Here is a 17,649-nt window from a genome sequence, read left to right on the forward strand (position 1 = left end):
CCTGCCTCTTCGGGCACGGACTCCGGGGCTGTCGGTGACGACAGGTGAAGCGGATCGGCAGCGGATACGCCGGGATACGAGGACGTGACGCCGGGGTCCCGGATGCTCCGGGCCGGGCGTCCGCCGACGGCGGCGTACCGATGACGAACCGCCGCGCACTGCCTCCCATCCGGACTTTAACCGTCGGTCCAGGAATTTCACCTGGTCAACCGGCCGCTGGCTGCGGACGGGTCGCGGACTGTAACCGCCGGTTCGGAATTGCACCGACCCCGGAGTGCGCTGCTACTGGTACGCGACCAGTCTGCCATGGACGCCCGTCGGCCATGCGGGTGAGCGATGTGGCCTGGGTCACAGGATGGCTGGCGCGTTCTCGTCGGCGGGAAATCGACAGGAACATCTTCACAAAAGGTCCAGACCTATTGACGCTCTGGTCTAGTCCTCTTAATCTCTGCGTCACCTCCGAGGTTCGGTCCGGCGGTGTGCGCACACCAGGACCCCGACACGACCCATCCCCTTTTTCGCCAGTTGTGTTCTGCCGACCTCCCCAGGAGGAACGACCACATGCTGTCCCCCACCCGAGCGAGAGCCTCCCTGCTCGCCGCCGGCGCCGCCGTCGCCGGGCTGCTGATGGGCTCCCTCGCCGCCACCCCGTCGGCCGCCGCCGCCGACCAGGAGTCCTGTCGTCCCGACGGGCTCTACAAGACCCCCGGCGTCGACGTCCCCTACTGCTCCGTCTACGACGGCGAGGGACGCGAGAAGATGGGCGCCGACCACAAGCGCCGCGTGATCGGATACTTCACCAACTGGCGTACCGGCAAGGACGGCAAGGACGCCTACCTCGTCTCCGACATCCCGTGGGACAAGGTCACGCACCTCAACTACGCCTTCGCCCACGTCGACGGCTCCAACAAGCTCTCGGTCGGCCCCGACGGCGCCGACAACGCCTCCACCGGCATGACCTGGCCCGGTGTGCCCGGCGCCGAGATGGACCCGACGCTCCCCTACAAGGGCCACTTCAACCTGCTGACCAAGTACAAGAAGCAGCACCCCGACGTGAAGACCCTGGTCTCCGTGGGCGGTTGGGCCGAGACCGGCGGCTACTTCGGCCCGGACGGCAAGCGCGTCGACTCCGGCGGCTTCTACGCGATGGCCACCAACGCCGACGGCTCGGTCAACCAGGCGGGCATCAACACCTTCGCCGACTCGGCCGTCTCCTTCGTCAAGAAGTACGGCTTCAACGGCGTCGACATCGACTACGAGTACGCCACGTCCATGAAGGACGCGGGCAACCCGCTGGACCACACCCTGGCCAACGGCCGCCGCGCCGGCCTGGTCAAGGGCTACGACGCCCTGATGAAGACCCTGCGCGAGAAGCTCGACCGCGCGGGCGCCGCCGACGGCAAGCACTACCTGCTGACCGTCGCCGCCCCCTCCTCCGGCTACCTGCTGCGGGGCATGGAGACGTACCAGATGCAGAAGTACCTGGACTACGTCAACATCATGTCCTACGACCTGCACGGCGCGTGGAACGAGTACGTCGGTCCGAACGCCTCGCTGTTCGACGACGGCAAGGACAACGAGCTGGCGCAGGCGGGCGTCTACACCACCTCCCAGTACGGCGGGCTCGGCTACCTCAACACCGACTGGGCCTACCACTACTTCCGCGGCTCGATGCCGGCCGGCCGCATCAACATCGGCCTGCCGTACTACACCCGCGGCTTCAAGAACGTCCAGGGCGGCACCGACGGCCTGTGGGGCAAGGCCGCCGCGACGACCTGCCCGGCGGGCGCCGGCCTGACCAAGTGCGGTGACGGCGCGGTCGGCATCGACAACCTGTGGCACGACAAGGACGCCAACGGCCAGGAGTCGCCGGCCGGTTCCAACCCGATGTGGCACGCGAAGAACCTGGAGAAGGGCATCGTCGGCGACTACCTCACCGACTACGGCTTCCCCGCGGGCACCCGGCTGACCGGCCAGTACGTCCGCAAGTACGACTCCACGCTGGTCGCGCCGTGGCTGTGGAACGCCCAGAAGAAGGTCTTCCTCTCCACCGAGGACGAGCAGTCCGTGAAGGCTAAGGCCGACTACGTGGTGGACAAGGGCATCGGCGGCACGATGATCTGGGAGCTGGCGGGCGACTACCAGTGGAACGCCGCCAAGGGGCAGTACGAGACCGGCTCCACGCTGACCAACACGATGTACGACGCGTTCAAGTCGGCCGCCCCGTACGGCGCGAAGCGCTCCACGGTCGCCCTGCCCACCGAGGCCGTCGACATCGACGTCTCCTTCGGCCAGTTCGCGCTGGGCGACTCCAACTACCCGATCAGCCCGAAGCTGAAGATCACCAACCGGACCCGGACCACGCTGCCCGGCGGCACGGAGTTCCAGTTCGACTACTCCACCTCCGCCCCGGCCAACGCCAAGGACCAGTCCGGCTTCGGCACCGCGATCGTCCGCAGCGACCACACGGCGGCCGGCAACGTCGGCGGCCTCAAGGGCCCCTACAACCGCGTCTCGCTGAAGCTGCCCGCCTGGCAGACGCTCGCGCCCGGAGCCTCGGTGGAGCTGGACTTCGTCTACTACCTGCCGACCTCCACCCCGTCGAACTGGACCGTCACCTTCGGCGGCAAGTCCTACTCCCTCGCCGGTGACCTGGCTCGGGGCGCCACCCTGGTCGAGCCCGGCTCGGGCACCGGTCCGACGCCGACCCCGACGCCGACCCCGGACCCGACCGGCCCCACCCCGACGCCGACCCCGACGCCCACGCCGACCCAGCCGGGCAGTTGCTCGGCCCCGGCCTGGAACGCGACCACCGAGTACGGCGGCGGCTCCACCGTCAGCCACACCGGCCGCCAGTGGAGGGCCCAGTGGTGGACGAAGGGCGAGACGCCCGGCACCACCGGCCAGTGGGGCGTCTGGAAGGACCTCGGCGCCTGCTGAGCCCCTCCCCCCGACCGCCCGGCGGTGAGTGGGCCGCCCCCGCTCACCGTCGGGCTTCCACCCCCCACACCGCGAAGCCCCGGCGCCCGGCGCCGGGGCTTCGCGCGTCTTCCGGGGCGGGGCCGCGCTCAGGAGGGCCCGCCCTCCGTACCGCCCCGCCCGCGGGCGGGGCTCAGCCGGCGGGTGCGAACAGCGCGTCCTGCGCCGCGTCGCGGGCGGCCAGCAGCGCGCCGCGCAGCACGGCCCCGTCGCCCAGCGAACCGGCGCGGACCTCCGTGCGCAGCGGCGACACCGCGGCCAGCCGCTCCTCGACGCGGGCCGCGAGGGCGGCCCCGCCCGCGTGGCCGACGGCCCCCGCCAGGAGCACGCAGCCGGGATCGAGCACCGCGGCGACGGCGGCCGCCCCGATCGCGAGCCGGTCGGCCAGCTCGCCCAGGAACGGCTCGCCCCGCGCCCCCCGCTCCAGCGCGGCCCGCACCGCCTCCGCGGCGGCCTCCCCCTCCCCGCCCACGCGGACCGGGCCGGGGGCCAGGAGCCCGTGGCGGGCGGCCAGCGCGCACACGGCGGCCGCGCCCACCAGGGAGTGGAAGCCCCCGTGGCAGTCGACCGCCGAGGGGAGGCCGGCCACGCCGGGGACGGGGAGGAAGCCGATCTCCCCCGCGCCGCCGGACGCTCCCTGGCGCAGCTTCCCGTCGAGCATCACCGCCGCCCCGACGCCCTGGCCGAGCCAGAGCATGACGAACGTCTCCCGGTCGCGGGCGGCGCCCGCCCGGTGCTCCGCGACGGCCGCCAGGTTGGTCTCGTTCTCCACCAGGACGGTCGCCGGCAGCCGCCGCCGCAACTCCCCCACCAGACCCCGGTGCCAAGCGGGCAGCGCGGAGGCGCCGCGCAGCTCGCCGGTGGCCGGGTCGATCAGGCCGGGGGCGCCGACGCCGACGCTGTGCAGCGGCGCCTCCCCCGCCGCGCGGGCGGTGCGCTCCAGGAGGGCGGCGGCCCGCTCGACGGCCCAGCCGGTGCCGGCGCCGGTGCCGATGGGCAGCGTCCCCTCGGCGAGGGTGGCCCCCAGCAGATCGGCGACGACCACGCTGACGCTGCCGGTCCGCACGTCGAGGGCCGCGAGGTGGGCGCGGTCGGCGACGATCCCGTACAGCCGGGCGTTCGGTCCCCGGCGGGCGGCCCCCGACTCGCCGACGACCCGGACCAGGCCCGCGTCCTGGAGCCGTTCGACGAGGTCGGCCACGGTGGGGCGGGAGAGCCCGGTCAGCGTCTTGAGCTGCGCGGCGGTCAGCGGACCGTCCCGCTGGAGCAGGCGCAGGGCGAGCCGGTCGTTGATGGCCCGAGCCGTGCTCGGTGATGCGGGCATGGCGGGAATCCTTCCAGAGCCCTGCTCCGCCCTCGTGACCCGGCGCGGACGTCTTCTCTTTATCAGGCAGGGTTCCTGATAGTTTACGCCAGCATCGTCGCAGGGGAGCGTCCGGTCCGCCGGCCCTCCACGATTTCGAGGGAGGGCACGACGGTATGAGGGACGACCCGATCGCCACGGTCCACAGTGGGGAACAGGTGCGGCGGGCCCGCTTCGCGGTGGCCGCCGTCTTCACCGTGCACGGGGCGGTGACCGGCAGTTTCGCCACGCGGGTGCCGTGGATCCAGGACCACGCCGGGATCAGCGCGGGCCAGCTCGGCCTCGCCCTGGCCTTTCCGGCGATCGGCGCGTCCATAGCGATGCCGCTGGCCGGCCGGATCAGCCACCGCTTCGGCGCGCGGACCGCGCTGCGCGGGCTGCTGGCGCTGTGGACGCTGTCGCTGGTCCTGCCCGCGCTCTCCCCGAACCTGCTCACCCTGTGCGCGGCGCTGTTCGCCTACGGGGCGACGGCGGGCATGTCCGACGTGGCGATGAACGCCCTGGGCGTCGAGGTGGAGAACCGGCTCGACCGGTCGATCATGTCCGGGCTGCACGGCATGTGGAGCATGGGCGCGCTGATCGGCTCGGCGGCGGGCACGGTCGCCGCGCACATCGGGGCGGACGCCCGGCTGCACCACTCCCTCGCCGCGCTGGTGCTCACCACGCTGGGCCTGCTCGCCTGCCGGGGCGTCCTCGACCTGCGCGGCAGCCCCGACGAGGAGCCGCCGCCGCGCTTCACGCTGCCGCCGAGGTCGGCGCTGGTCATCGGAGCCGTGGGCTTCTGCTCGGTGTTCGCCGAGGGCGCGAGCCTGGACTGGTCGGCGGTCTACCTGCGGGACGTCCTGGGCAGCTCGGACGGCCTCGCGGCGGCGTCCACCACCGCGTTCGCCCTGATGATGGCGGTGGCGCGGATCGCCGGGGACCGGATCGTCGACCGGTTCGGCGCGGTGCGCACGGTGCGCACCGGCGGCCTGCTGGCCACGGCGGGCGGCGCGCTCGTGGTGCTCTCGCCCGGCCCGGCGGCGGCCCTGTGCGGCTTCGGGCTGCTGGGCCTCGGCGTGGCGGTCGTGGTCCCGCTGGCCTTCGCGGCGGCCGGGCGCAGCGGCCCCAACCCGAGCCAGGCCATCGCGGGCGTCGCCACCATCACGTACACCTCGGGGCTGATCGCCCCCTCCGCGATCGGCTCGCTGGCCGAGGCGACCTCGCTGGTGGTCTCGTTCGGCGTGGTGACGGTGCTGGCGTTCGGGCTGGTGCTGGGCGCCGGGGTGCTGCGCGCGGGCGACCGCAAGGTCGCCGGCTCCTCGCTCGGCCCGGACCCGGCGAAGCGCCCCGCGGGGGGCTGACCGGCGCGGGACCGGCGGGCGGCGCGCCGCCGCGGGGCCACCGCGCGGCAGCGCACCACCCGCCGCACCATTACCATGGCGTGGATCTTTTCCGCAGGTGAATTCCGAACACCGGGTCGCAGACCGGCCGGCGCACCGAGCAGACCTTCAGGGAGCAACCATGAGCCTCGGCGTGCGCTGGACCTTGCACGGCGACGGGAAGACCCCCGCGCCCGGAGCGGTGGTGCGCCCCGACGAGCGGCTCTCCTGGCCCCGTACGTTCGGACTGGGCGCGCAGCACGTCGTGGCGATGTTCGGGGCGTCGTTCGTCGCCCCGGTGCTGATGGGGCTCGACCCGAACCTCGCGATCATGATGTCCGGCGTCGCCACGGCGATCTTCCTGCTGGCGACCAGGGGCCGGGTGCCCAGCTATCTGGGGTGCTCGCTCTCGTTCGTCGGGGTCGCGGCCACCATCCGGGCGAGCGGCGGCAGCAGCGCCACGGTCACCGGCGCGGTGCTGGTGGTCGGTGCGGCGCTGTTCCTGGTGGGCCTCGCGGTGCAGCGGTTCGGCGCGCGGATCATCCACGCGGCGATGCCGCCGGTGGTGACGGGCGCGGTGGTGATGCTGATCGGCTTCAACCTGGCGCCGGTGACCGCGTCGACGTACTGGCCGCAGGACCAGTGGACGGCGCTGGCGGTGATGCTGTTCACCGGCCTGGCCGTGGTGTGCCTGCGCGGCTTCCTCTCCCGGATCGCGATCTTCCTGGGGCTGGTCTTCGGATACGCGCTCTCCTGGCTCCTGGACCTGGTGTTCGGCCAGATCCACTCCCCCGTGGGCGGCGGAGAGGCCGTCGACCACTGGCGGCTGGACCTCTCGGCCGTCGGGTCGGCCGACTGGATCGGGCTGCCGTCCTTCCACGCGCCGAGCTTCGAGTGGTCCGCGATCCTGGTGGCGCTGCCCGTGGTGATCGCGCTGGTCGCGGAGAACGCCGGGCATGTGAAGGCCGTCGGCGAGATGACCGGCGACTCGCTGGACGACAAGCTCGGCACCGCCATCGCGGCGGACGGGGCGGCGTCCATGCTCTCCACCGCGGTGGGCGGACCGCCCAACACCACGTACTCCGAGAACATCGGCGTGATGGCCGCGACGCGGGTCTACTCGACCGCCGCGTACTGGGCGGCGGCCTGTTTCGCCCTGCTCTTCGGCCTGTGCCCCAAGTTCGGCGCGGTCGTCGCCGCGATCCCCGGCGGCGTGCTCGGCGGGATCACCGTGATCCTGTACGGGATGATCGGCCTGCTCGGCGCGCAGATCTGGCTCAACGGCCGGGTGGACCTGCGCAACCCGCTCAACCTCGTCCCGGCCGCCGCGGGCATCATCATCGGCGTCGGCGGGGTCAGCCTGAAGATCACCGACACCTTCGAGCTGGGCGGCATCGCGCTCGGCACCATCGTGGTGATCACCGGCTACCACGTGCTGCGCGCCTTCGCCCCCGCGCACCTCAAGACCCAGGAACCGCTGCTGGACTCCGGGACCTCCGCCTACGACGAGGACGCCGGGCCCCGGAAGCCCTGAGCCGTACGCCCCGGCCCTGCGCCGGGGACGCCGGGACGCCGCGAGCCGCCCGGTCCCGCACCTTCGGGCGGGACCGGGCGGCTCGGCCCGTTCAGTCCTCCGGGAGCTCCACCGGGGCGATCTCGTCGAAGACGTCGCCGGGGCCGGGGTTGGTCGGGTCGGTGGCCCCGCCGAACTGGTGCATGACGCCCCACACCGCGTTCAGCGCGGTCTGCACGGCCCCCTCGGCCCAGCCCGCCGTCCAGGAGATGTCGTCGCCCGCCAGGAACAGGCCCCGCTTGTCGGCGGGCAGCCGGTCCTGCATGAAGTGCGTGAACAGCCGGCGCTGGTAGCGGTAGTGGCCGGGCAGGTTCGCCTTGAACGCGCCCATGAAGTAGGGCTCGTTCTCCCAGGAGACGGTCACCGGGTTGCCGATGACGTGGCTGCGGATGTCGACGTTCGGGTAGATCTCGCCGAGCGACTTGAGCATCACCTCCATCCGCTCCCGCGGGGAGAGCGGCAGCCACTTCAGGCTGTCGTCGCACCACGTGTAGGAGAGGCAGATGACGGCGGGCCTGTCGGGTCCGTCGTCCAGCAGGTAGGTGCCGCGGGTCATCCGGTCGGTGAGCGTCATCGACATGGTGTCGCGGCCCGTCACCTCGTCCTTGTCCAGCCAGAACGGCCGGTCGACCGGCACGAACAGCTTGGACGACTCCATGTAGTGGGTGCGCTCCATCGCCGTCCAGTGGTCGATCGGGAAGAGCGCGTCATCGCAGTCGATCTTGGACAGGAGCAGCCAGGACTGGCCGGTGAAGACCGCGGCCCGGAAGGTGCGGATGTCGCCCGCGGCGTCGGTGACCGTGATCCGGTTCCCGGCGGTGCGGGTCAGCCGGGTGACGGCGGGGCGCGGATCGCCGCCGTGCAGGGAGGAGAGCGAGGTGCCCAGCGGCCAGTGGACGATCTTCCGCGGCTCGCGGTCCCACAGGCGCAGCGGGAGCTGCTGGCTGCCGCCGACGATGCCGCGGTGGTGGTCGTCGGCCTCGGTGTAGACGACCCGCAGGATCTCCAGGATGGAGTTGGGGAAGTCGGTGTCCCAGCCGCCGGTGCCGAAGCCGACCTGGCCGAAGATCTCGCGGTGCCGGAAGGACGCGAACGCCTCGGAGGCGCAGAGGAAGCCGTAGAACGTCTGGTTGTCGAGGCGTTCGACGAGCCGGGACCAGATCTCCCGGATGCGCGGCACGTCGCGCTCGCGCAGCGCCCGGTTCATGTCGGAGAAGTCGGCGCCCTCCTCCAGGCACGCGCCCCAGGCGTCGGCCACGTCGCGGTAGACCTGGGGCAGGTCGTCGATGGTCCGGGCGTAGTGCGACTCGCCCTTGAGGTCCACGACGGTCGAGGGCGTGGCCGGGGAGAGCGGATTGGGGAAGGGCCGCGTCTCCAGGCCCACCAGGTCGATGTAGTGCTGGAGCGCCGTGGAGGAGGGCGGGAAGCGCATCGCGCCCATCTCGGCGGTGAGGGAGGGGTCGCAGCCGTCGAAGCCGACCGTGCGCAGCCGGCCGCCGATGCGGTCGGCCTCGTAGACGACGGGCTTGAGCCCCATCTTCATCAGCTCGTAGGCGGCGATGATCCCGGAGAGCCCGCCGCCGATGACGGCGACCTCGGTGCCGTGCTCGGTGGCCGGGATCTGCCCGATCCCGGCCGGATGGGCGAGGAAGTCGTCGTACGCGTACGGGAAGTCCGGGCCGAACATGGTGATCGGCGGGGCCGAGGCGTCGGTGTGCTGGACGGCGTTGGGCACCGTGGACGTCATGGGGCGGACTCCTTGCGCGGATACGCGGATACGGGAAGAGGGAGGGGGCCGACTCAGGCGAGGGAGCCGTAGAGGCCGGGGCGGCGGTCGGCCAGATACGGGTTGGCCGCCCGCGAGGCCGCGAGGAACTCCGGGTCGACGTCGCCGACCACCAGCTCCTCGCCGCGCCCGGCGCGGGTGCGCACGGTGCCGTCGGGCCCGGCGAGGCAGCTCAGCCCGACGAACTCGAACTCGCCCTCGGGGCCGGTGCGGTTGACGTACGCCACGTACATCTGGCTTTCGAAGGCCCTTACGGGGACGACGGATTCGGCGACGAACTGGAAGGGGTGCATCTGCGCGGTGGGCACCAGCAGCAGGTCGGTGCCGGCCAGGGCGTGCGCCCGGACGTTCTCCGGGAACTCGACGTCGTAGCAGATCAGCAGGCCGATGCGGACGCCGTCCAGATCGGCCTGGACCACGGTCTGCTCGCCGGGGGTGAACCACTCCTGCTCGAAGCAGCCGAAGAGGTGGGTCTTGCGGTAGTTGGCGAGCGGTGCGCCGTCGGGGGCGACGAGCTGGGAGGCGTTGAAGATCCGCTCGCCGTCGCGCTCCGGGTAGCCGTACAGGACGGCGAGGCCGTGGCGTACGGCGATCTCGGCGACGGCCCGGCGGCCGGGCCCGTCCGCCGGCTCGGCCAGCTCCGGCACGGCGTCGCCGATGGCGTACCCGGTCAGGAACAGCTCGGGGCTGACGAGCAGCCGGGCCCCCGCCGCGGCGGCCCGGCCCGCCGCCTCGTCCAGCGCCTGGAGGTTCGCGGCGACGGCTCCGGGCCGGCCGGAACTCTGGAGCAGGGCGGTGCGCAACGGCGGCATGACTGACCTCGGGCGGGGCGGGAGGGGTGGGGAGACGTATCGAAGGTACGTGTCCCGCTCCGACCCCGACAAGGCGCGGACGTTGCGCATCGACCGTCGGTTCGTTGCGTGCGGATGGCCTGCGGCGGCGAATCGTTGCGTCGGGCGTCAGCGCAGGTCAGAGGGGTGATCTCGGCCACGGCTCCGCCGTCCGGGGCGCCGCCGGGATCAGGCGGACGGGGCCCCCGAGGAGTAGCGCCGCAGCAGCGGCGAGAGCACCAGCACCGACTTCGTCCGCTCGACGTACGGCTCGCCCGCGATGCGCTCCAGAACCTGCTCGAAGTGGCGCATGTCCGCGGCGAAGACCTGTACCACCGCGTCCGCGTCCCCGGTCACCGTGGAGGCCGAGGCGATCTCCGGGAAGCGGGCGAGGCCCTGCCGGATGGCGTCCGGGGAGGTGTTGCGGCTGCAGTAGATCTCGATGAACCCCTCGGTCTCCCAGCCCAGCGCCGCCGGGTCGACGCGCACGGTGAAGCCGGTGATCGCGCCTTCGGCCCGCAGCCGGTCGACCCGGCGCTTGACGGCGGGGGCGGAGAGCCCGATGAGGGCGCCGATGTCGGCGTAGGAGCGCCGGGCGTCTTCGGCGAGGGCGTGGACGATGCGTTCGTCGAGGTCGTTCAGGCGCACGTCGGGCGGTTCACTTCTCTGCGGTGGGGCGGCTGCGGGCGGGGGCGGACGGCTCCGCTCCCCCGTCCCGCCGCGGGGGGCCGGGCCGCCGCCCGCGGTAGTCGCAGTACACCACGGGCCGCCCGCGCCGGCCTCGCCCGGCGCGGCGGAGGTTCAGAAGGGGAACCGCGAGCGGCCGTGCTGGATGGAGATCCACTTGTGGGTGGTGAAGGCCTCGACCATCGAGTCGCCGTTCAGCCGTCCGAGGCCCGAACTCTTCTCGCCGCCGAAGGGGACGATGGGCTCGTCGTGGACGGTGCCGTCGTTGATGTGGACCATGCCGGTGTGGATGCGCTGCCCGACCCGCACCCCGCGCTCGATGTTGCCGGTGTGCACGGCGCCGCTGAGCCCGTAGGGGGTGTCGTTGGCGATGCGGACGGCCTCGTCCTCGCCGTCGAACGGGATGAGCAGGGCGACGGGGCCGAAGATCTCCTGGTGCAGGACGGGCGAGTCGGCGGCGAGGCCGGTCAGCACGGAGGGGCTGACGAGGTTGCCCTCGACGCGGCCGTGCAGCAGGGCCGTCGCGCCGGCCGCCACGGTCTGGTCGACGAGCTTGGCGATGGACTCGGCCTGCGAGGAGTTGATCAGGGGGCCGATCTGGGTGGCCGGGTCGGCCGGGTCCCCGACGGTGAGCGAGGCGACCTTGGCGACGAACTTCTCGGTGAACTCCCGCTCCACGGCGCGGTCGACCAGGATGCGGTTGGCGGCCATGCAGACCTGGCCCTGGTGGACGTACCGGCTGAAGACCGCCGCGTCGACCGCGTAGTCGAGGTCGGCGTCGTCGAGCACGATCAACGCGCTGTTGCCGCCGAGTTCGAGGACGGCGCGCTTGAGGTGGGCCGCGCAGACGGTCGCGACGTGGCGGCCGACCTTGTCGGAGCCGGTGAAGGAGATGACCTGCGGCACGGGGTGCTCCAGCAGGGTGTCGCCGATCTCCGCGATGTCGGTGACGACGACGTTCAGCAGGCCGGCGGGCAGCCCCGCGTCCTCGAAGATCTTGGCCAGCAGGGTGCCGCCGCAGACCGGGGTGTTCTGGTGCGGCTTGAGGACGACGGCGTTGCCGAGGGCGAGGGCGGGCGCGACGGACTTGAGGGAGAGCAGGAAGGGGAAGTTGAAGGGGCTGATGACGCCGACGACGCCCACGGGCACGCGGTAGACGCGGTTCTCCTTGCCCTCGGTCGGCGAGGGGAGGATCTGGCCGGCGGGGCGCAGGGCGAGCTGGACGGCCTCGCGGAGGAACTCCTTGGCCAGGTGCAGTTCGAAGGCGGCCTTCAGCCGGGTGCCGCCGAGTTCGGCGGCGATCGCGTCGCTGATCTCCTGCTCGCGCTCCTCGACGATCCGCAGCGCCCGCTCCAGCACGGTCCGCCTGCTGTACGGGTTGGTCTCCGCCCACGCGCGCTGGGCCCGCTCGGCCGCGCGGTATGCCTGGTCGACCTCCTCGGCGGTGGCGACGGGGATCGAGGCGAGCTTCTCCCCGTTGTACGGGTTGAAGTCGATGATGTCCCAGGACCCCTTCCCCGGCCTCCAGTCGCCGTCGATGTACTGATGGGCCAGGTCAGTGAAGAAGGACATGAGATCCCTTACCGCAGAGGGGCGGGTAGCTGAGTCCGCTTCATGTTACTGAAGATTAAACCTGGTTGAAGCGTCTCCCCGGCCATCTCGGACGGACCGCGAGGACCCCGCCCCTCCCGGCGCGGAAGGCGGGGAGGGGCGGGGTCCGGTTGTGGCGGGGAGTCGGTCCCCACTGGCGCGGGAGTCAGTTCCAACTGGCGTGCAGGGGCTTGCCCTCGGCGTATCCGGCCGCGCTCTGGACGCCGACGACCGCCTTCTCGGCGAACTCCTCCAGGGAGGCGGCGCCCGCGTAGGTGCAGGAGGACCGGACGCCCGCGATGATGGAGTCGATCAGGTCCTCGACGCCCGGACGGGTGGGGTCGAGGAACATCCGCGAGGTGGAGATGCCCTCCTCGAAGAGGCCCTTGCGGGCCCGGTCGTACGCGGACTCCTCCGAGGTGCGGTTCTTCACGGCGCGGGCCGAGGCCATCCCGAAGGACTCCTTGTAGAAGCGGCCGTCGGCGGACTGCTGGAGGTCGCCGGGCGACTCGTACGTACCGGCGAACCAGGAGCCGATCATCACGTTGGACGCGCCGGCCGCGAGCGCCATGGCCACGTCGCGCGGGTGCCGGACGCCGCCGTCCGCCCAGACGTGCTTGCCGTGCTTCCTCGCCTCGGCGGCGCACTCCAGGACGGCCGAGAACTGCGGGCGGCCGACGCCGGTCATCATCCGGGTGGTGCACATGGCGCCGGGGCCGACGCCGACCTTGATGATGTCCGCGCCCGCCTCGATCAGGTCGCGCACGCCCTCGGCGGCCACGACGTTGCCCGCGACGATCGGCACCCGCGGGTCGAGCGCCCGGACGGCCCGGACCGCGCTGATCATGGACTCCTGGTGGCCGTGGGCGGTGTCCACCACGAGGGTGTCGACGCCCGCCTCCAGCAACTGCCGGGCCTTGCCCGCCACGTCGCCGTTGATGCCGACGGCGGCGGCGACGCGCAGCCGGCCGCGAGCGTCGGTGGCGGGGGTGTAGAGGGTGGCGCGCAGGGCGGCCTTGCGGGTGAGGATGCCGACCAGGCGGCCGTCCGCGTCCACGGCGGGGGCGAGCTTGCGGTTGGCGCCGTCGAGCTTGTTGAACGCGTCGCGCGGGTCGATGTCCGCGTCCAGCACCACCAGGTCCTTCGACATCACCTGGGAGAGCTGGGTGAAGCGGTCCACGCCGGTGAGGTCGTGGTCGGTGACGACGCCGACCGGGCGGCGGTCGGCGTCGACGACGACGCCCGCGCCGTGCGCGCGCTTGGGCAGCAGCGACAGGGCGTCGGCGACGGTCTGGGAGGGGGCCAGCTCGATCGGGGTGTCGAGGACGAGGTGGCGCGTCTTGACCCAGGCGATGACGTCGGTGACGACCTCCATCGGGATGTCCTGGGGGATGACCACGAGCCCGCCGCGGCGGGCGACGGTCTCGGCCATCCGGCGCCCCGCGATGGCGGTCATGTTGGCGACCACGAGGGGGATGGTGGTGCCGGTGCCGTCCGGCGAGGAGAGGTCCACCCCCTGTCGCGAGCCGACCGCGGAGCGGCGCGGGACCATGAAGACGTCGTCGTACGTGAGGTCGTACGGGACCGCGGGGGACTCTGTGTGGCGACCGGTGCCCGGCTCAAGAAAACGCATAACACTCATTTTTTCATACGAAACGGTGCAGGCCGTCTTCCCGAAGGCACAGCAAAAGACCCCCGCGTTCGTCTGTTCCTCCGATAGAGGCGGCCGGGGGCTCCGGGCAAGCAGAACCTGCCTTGCCCACGGACCCTACCCGAACACGATTCGAAGCATTCGTGATCACCATCCCTGGACCGGGTGACAGAGCCTCGGGTAGCTTCAAAGCCGCAGGTCTCGGGGGTCTTCCGCGACGCCGCTCCGGCTCGTCGGCGCCCCCGGGCACACCGTTCGACCGGAAAGGATCAAGGTCCGCCCGTGGACAGCGAACTGCCGGACATCCACTGCCCGTTCCCGTCGCGGACCAACCCGCACGTGGACCGCACCCGCGGGCATCTGAACGCCTGGACCCGGCGGACGGGACTGGTGCACCGCGAGTCCGCGAGGAACCGCTTCGAACAAGCCGATTTCGGGGCGTTCGTCGGCATGGTCTACCCCACGGCCGACGCCGACCACCTCGACCTGGTGGCCGACTGGTTCGTCTGGCTCTTCCTGGTCGACGACCAGCTCGACGACGGCCATCTGGGACGTTCGCCCGAGCGGGTGCGCGACGTGGTCGACCGGATGCGGGCGGTGGTCGACGGGTCGGCCCCCGAGCCGCTGCCGGGCGAGGAGCTCCCGGCCGCCGTGATCGCCCTCGCCGACCTGTGGGGGCGTACGACGCCGCTGGCCGCGCCCCACTGGCGCACCCGCTTCGGCTGGCACCTGATGACCTACCTCACCACGGCCACGACCTGGGAGGCGGGGAACCGGGCCGCGGGCGTGGTGCCGGCGGAGGAGACGTACATCGCCAAGCGGCGGCACACCGGGGCCATCCACGTCTGCATGGACCTCATAGAGATCGTGGCGGGCATCGAGGCCCCCGAGTCCCTCCACAACGACGCCCGGTTCATCACCGCCCTGGAAGCCTCGTGCAACCACGTGTGCTGGGCCAACGACGTCTACTCCTTCGAGAAGGAGCAGGTGCTCGGCGAGATCCACAACCTCGTCCACCTGGTCCGCCACCACCGCGGCCTCGGCGAGCAGGAGGCGCTGGACCACGTCGCGGAGCGGATAGCCGACGAAACCGAGCGGTTCCTGACCGCCGAGCGCGAGCTGCTGGAGACGTATCCGGAGCTCACCGGGACGCTGGCGCCCTATCTCGACGGGATGCGCAGTTGGATGCGCGGCAACCTGGACTGGTCCCGCCAGACGCCGCGCTACAACCCCGCCGACGTGGGCCAGTACGAGGAGCCGGACGAGTATCTGGAGGAGACCGTGCTGGGCGTCCCGCCCGCCCGCGCCGGGCTCGCCCCCCGCTCGTCCGGAGCCCGGCGGGCCGACTGAGACCCGCGTCCGCATACCGAGGGTCGTGCGCCCCGAGGGGTGCACGGCCCTCGGCCGTCGCGGCGCCGGGTCACTCCCCGTCCGGGTCGGCGCGGTCCAGCGCCGGGCGGACCCCGGCCGGGGACTCGGTGAGCAGGTAGTCCGCCGCGGCGGTGTCCGTCACCAGGCTGGTGACCAGGCCGGAGCGCAGGACCGCCCCGATCGCCGCCGCCTTGCGCTGGCCGCCCGCGATCGCCACCACCTCGGGGATGCGGCGCAGCCGGTCCGCCTCCACGGTGATGCAGCGCTCGCCCAGGTCGCGGCCGACCCGGCGGCCGTCGGCGTCGAAGAGGTGCGCGGACATCTCGGCGGCGACGCCGAGCGAGGCGTAGTGGGCGCGCTCCGCGTCCGACAGCATGTCGTGGACCGTGGAGATGCCCGGCTCCCAGGAGCCGATGGAGACCGCGGCGACCGTCACCTTGTCGAAGTACTCGAAGGCGCGCGCGATGCCGGTCTGCTCGCGCAGCGCCGCGGCCGTCGCCGGGTCGGGCAGCAGCATCGGGGCGTAGATGGGGTGGGCCTCGCCGCCGGAGACCTGGGCGGCGCGGCGGACGGCCTCCACCGAGCCGCGCTCGGCGGTGCCCGCGTCGTACACGCCGGTCAGTTGGACGACCGTGCACGGCGGCAGCCGGTCGAGGGCGGCGGCCATGTGGATGGTGGAGCGGCCCCAGGCCAGGCCGAGCACATCGCCCTCGGCCACGAGTTCGCCCAGCAGGTCGGCCGCGACCTCGCCCAGGTTCTCCGGGTCGGGGGCGTCCTCCTGCTCGTCGGCCGGCGACTCGACGACGACCGCGTGCCGCAGCCCGTAGCGGGCGCGCAGGGCGTCGGAGCGTTCGGCGTCCAGCTCGGCCGGGACCCGGATCTCGATGCGGACGAGGTCGCGTTCCAGGGCGGTCTCCAGGACCCGCGCCACCTTGAAGCGGCTGACGCCGAACTCCTCGGCGATCTGGATCTTGGACTTGCCCTCCAGATAGAACCGGCGGGCCATGGCCGCCGCCTGCACCAGCTCCGCGGGTCCCATCCGCATGGCTGACCGACCCGCCGAGATGCCAGACACCGCGATCTCCTCACTGCTGTTCACACGCCCGATACGCCGCTCATCCTGTCAGATCCGGCGATCCTTGACCGGCCCCGCGGGCCGCGTTCATCTGCGCTTGGCTCAGTGGTCGCACGCCCACGGGGCGGCGGCCGTCGCGGCCTCCGCCCGCGCCCGCAGCTCCCGCACCGCGGCCGCCGGATCGCTCGCCCCGTAGACCGCCGATCCGGCCACGAAGACGTCAGCCCCCGCCTCGGCGCACCGCTCGATGGTGTCGGCCGAGACCCCTCCGTCGACCTGGAGCCACAGTTCGAGCCCGTGCTTGCTGATCAGCTCACGGGTGCGGCGGATCTTCGGCAGCATGATGTCGAGGAAGGCCTGCCCGCCGAAGCCGGGCTCGACCGTCATGATCAGCAGCATGTCCAGCTCGGGCAGCAGGTCCTCGTACGGCCCGATGGGCGTCGCGGGCTTGAGCGCCATCGAGGCCCGCGCCCCCTTGGCGCGGATCTCCCGCGCGAGGCGCACCGGGGCCGCCGCGGCCTCCGCGTGGAAGGTGACGGACCCGGCTCCGGCCTCGACGTACTGCGGGGCCCAGCGGTCCGCGTCCTCGATCATGAGGTGGCAGTCCAGCGGGGTCTCGGTGGCCCGGCTCAGCGCCTCGACGATCGGCACGCCGAGGGTCAGGTTGGGCACGAAGTGGTTGTCCATCACATCGACATGGAGCCAGTCCGCGCCCTCGACGGCCTTCGCCTCCTCGGCGAGACGTGCGAAGTCGGCGGACAGGATGCTGGGGTTGATCTGCGCCATGCCCCAAGCCTGCCACGTTCCGGGCCGGTTCCCCGACCCGGTCGCCACCGGAGCCCCGCAGGCCCGGCACAGTCCGCCCATTCTGGGCATTTTGCCAGCGCTTTACTCTTCTTTTGCCCGGCCGCGGGTCGCCCGCGCGGCGCCGGGGGCGCGAGATCCGGCCGGTGGCCCGCCGTACGCCGACGGGCCGGGGGTTCAGCCGGTCCGCCGCAGCAGCGCGAGGTACATCGCGTCCGTGCCGTGCAGATGCGGCCAGAGCTGGACGTCGGGCCCCTCGCCGAGCGCGGGCACCCCGTGCATCAGCGGCCGGGCGTCGATCCACTCCGCCTCCACCGGCTCCCCGCCCCGGCCCCCGAGCACGTCCTCGACGACCACCCTGGTCTCGGCGAGGTGCGGCGAGCAGGTGGCGTAGCCGACCACCCCGCCGACCCGCACGGCCCTCAGCGCCTCGCGCAGCAGGCCGCGCTGGAGCGGGGCGAACGCCTCCAGGTCCGCGGCGGGGGGGGGGGAGGGGGGGGGGGGGGGGGGGGGGGGGGGGGGCGAGGGGGGGGGGGGGGGGGGGGGGGGGGGGGGGGGGGGGGGGGTGGGGGGGGAGGT

The 17,649-nt window shown here is 72.6% G+C and carries 12 protein-coding genes, 1 pseudogene and 1 riboswitch; of the genes and pseudogenes, 4 read left to right on the forward strand and 9 right to left on the reverse strand.

Annotated elements, in window-relative coordinates; genetic code table 11:
* Positions 1-151: 151 nt before the first annotated feature.
* Positions 152-282, reverse strand: a riboswitch (FMN riboswitch).
* A 279-nt stretch (positions 283-561) separates the two neighbouring features.
* Entirely contained in the window at positions 562-2,940 is a 2,379-nt protein-coding gene (locus tag ACZ6EJ_RS15610; RefSeq protein ID WP_469267587.1) for a chitinase C-terminal domain-containing protein, read from the forward strand.
* A 172-nt stretch (positions 2,941-3,112) separates the two neighbouring features.
* Here ACZ6EJ_RS15610 and ACZ6EJ_RS15615 read toward each other — a convergent pair whose 3' ends face one another.
* On the reverse strand, positions 3,113-4,303 hold the full coding sequence (locus ACZ6EJ_RS15615; protein WP_469267589.1) for an ROK family transcriptional regulator: 1,191 nt from the start codon (positions 4,301-4,303) through the stop codon (positions 3,113-3,115).
* 155 nt (positions 4,304-4,458) lie between these two features.
* Between ACZ6EJ_RS15615 and ACZ6EJ_RS15620 the strand changes: the two genes are divergently transcribed.
* Both ACZ6EJ_RS15620 and ACZ6EJ_RS15625 read left to right on the forward strand, forming a co-directional pair.
* The gene (locus ACZ6EJ_RS15620; RefSeq protein WP_469267591.1) at positions 4,459-5,685 is read left to right on the forward strand and encodes an MFS transporter; all 1,227 of its coding nucleotides are present in this window, start codon (positions 4,459-4,461) and stop codon (positions 5,683-5,685) included.
* 160 nt (positions 5,686-5,845) lie between these two features.
* Entirely contained in the window at positions 5,846-7,237 is a 1,392-nt protein-coding gene (locus ACZ6EJ_RS15625; RefSeq protein ID WP_469267594.1) for a uracil-xanthine permease family protein, read from the forward strand.
* A gap of 91 nt (positions 7,238-7,328) precedes the next feature.
* Here ACZ6EJ_RS15625 and ACZ6EJ_RS15630 read toward each other — a convergent pair whose 3' ends face one another.
* The 5 genes from ACZ6EJ_RS15630 to ACZ6EJ_RS15650 all read right to left on the reverse strand — a co-directional run bounded on the left by ACZ6EJ_RS15630 (position 7,329) and on the right by ACZ6EJ_RS15650 (position 13,802).
* Positions 7,329-9,023, reverse strand: coding sequence for a flavin monoamine oxidase family protein (locus ACZ6EJ_RS15630; RefSeq protein ID WP_469267596.1), 1,695 nt, complete (start codon positions 9,021-9,023; stop codon positions 7,329-7,331).
* A gap of 53 nt (positions 9,024-9,076) precedes the next feature.
* Positions 9,077-9,874 carry a carbon-nitrogen hydrolase family protein gene (locus tag ACZ6EJ_RS15635; protein ID WP_469267597.1) on the reverse strand — a complete coding sequence of 266 codons (798 nt, stop codon included), beginning with the start codon at positions 9,872-9,874 and terminating at the stop codon, positions 9,077-9,079.
* Between the two features lie 207 nt (positions 9,875-10,081).
* The gene (locus ACZ6EJ_RS15640) at positions 10,082-10,540 is read right to left on the reverse strand and encodes an Lrp/AsnC family transcriptional regulator (protein WP_469267598.1); all 459 of its coding nucleotides are present in this window, start codon (positions 10,538-10,540) and stop codon (positions 10,082-10,084) included.
* A gap of 153 nt (positions 10,541-10,693) precedes the next feature.
* Positions 10,694-12,151 (reverse strand): aldehyde dehydrogenase family protein, encoded by a 1,458-nt coding sequence (locus ACZ6EJ_RS15645; protein WP_469267599.1) that lies wholly within the window; start codon positions 12,149-12,151, stop codon positions 10,694-10,696.
* A gap of 184 nt (positions 12,152-12,335) precedes the next feature.
* Positions 12,336-13,802 carry a GuaB1 family IMP dehydrogenase-related protein gene (locus ACZ6EJ_RS15650; RefSeq protein WP_469267600.1) on the reverse strand — a complete coding sequence of 489 codons (1,467 nt, stop codon included), beginning with the start codon at positions 13,800-13,802 and terminating at the stop codon, positions 12,336-12,338.
* A 300-nt stretch (positions 13,803-14,102) separates the two neighbouring features.
* Here ACZ6EJ_RS15650 and ACZ6EJ_RS15655 point away from each other — a divergent pair, with 300 nt between their 5' ends.
* A complete protein-coding gene (locus ACZ6EJ_RS15655) occupies positions 14,103-15,170 on the forward strand; it encodes a terpene synthase family protein (RefSeq protein WP_469267601.1) in 1,068 nt (355 codons plus the stop codon).
* 70 nt (positions 15,171-15,240) lie between these two features.
* Here ACZ6EJ_RS15655 and ACZ6EJ_RS15660 read toward each other — a convergent pair whose 3' ends face one another.
* The 3 genes and pseudogenes from ACZ6EJ_RS15660 to ACZ6EJ_RS15670 form a co-directional block, all read right to left on the reverse strand.
* On the reverse strand, positions 15,241-16,236 hold the full coding sequence (locus tag ACZ6EJ_RS15660; protein ID WP_469267610.1) for a sugar-binding transcriptional regulator: 996 nt from the start codon (positions 16,234-16,236) through the stop codon (positions 15,241-15,243).
* A gap of 132 nt (positions 16,237-16,368) precedes the next feature.
* Positions 16,369-17,052: a ribulose-phosphate 3-epimerase gene (gene rpe / locus ACZ6EJ_RS15665; protein WP_469267603.1), complete on the reverse strand. Its 684-nt coding sequence runs from the start codon at positions 17,050-17,052 to the stop codon at positions 16,369-16,371.
* A gap of 195 nt (positions 17,053-17,247) precedes the next feature.
* A pseudogene (locus ACZ6EJ_RS15670) lies at positions 17,248-17,550 on the reverse strand (rRNA cytosine-C5-methyltransferase); the annotation flags it as partial.
* Positions 17,551-17,649: the final 99 nt, after the last annotated feature.

The sequence above is a fragment of the Streptomyces sp. NPDC041970 genome, assembly GCF_055588985.1.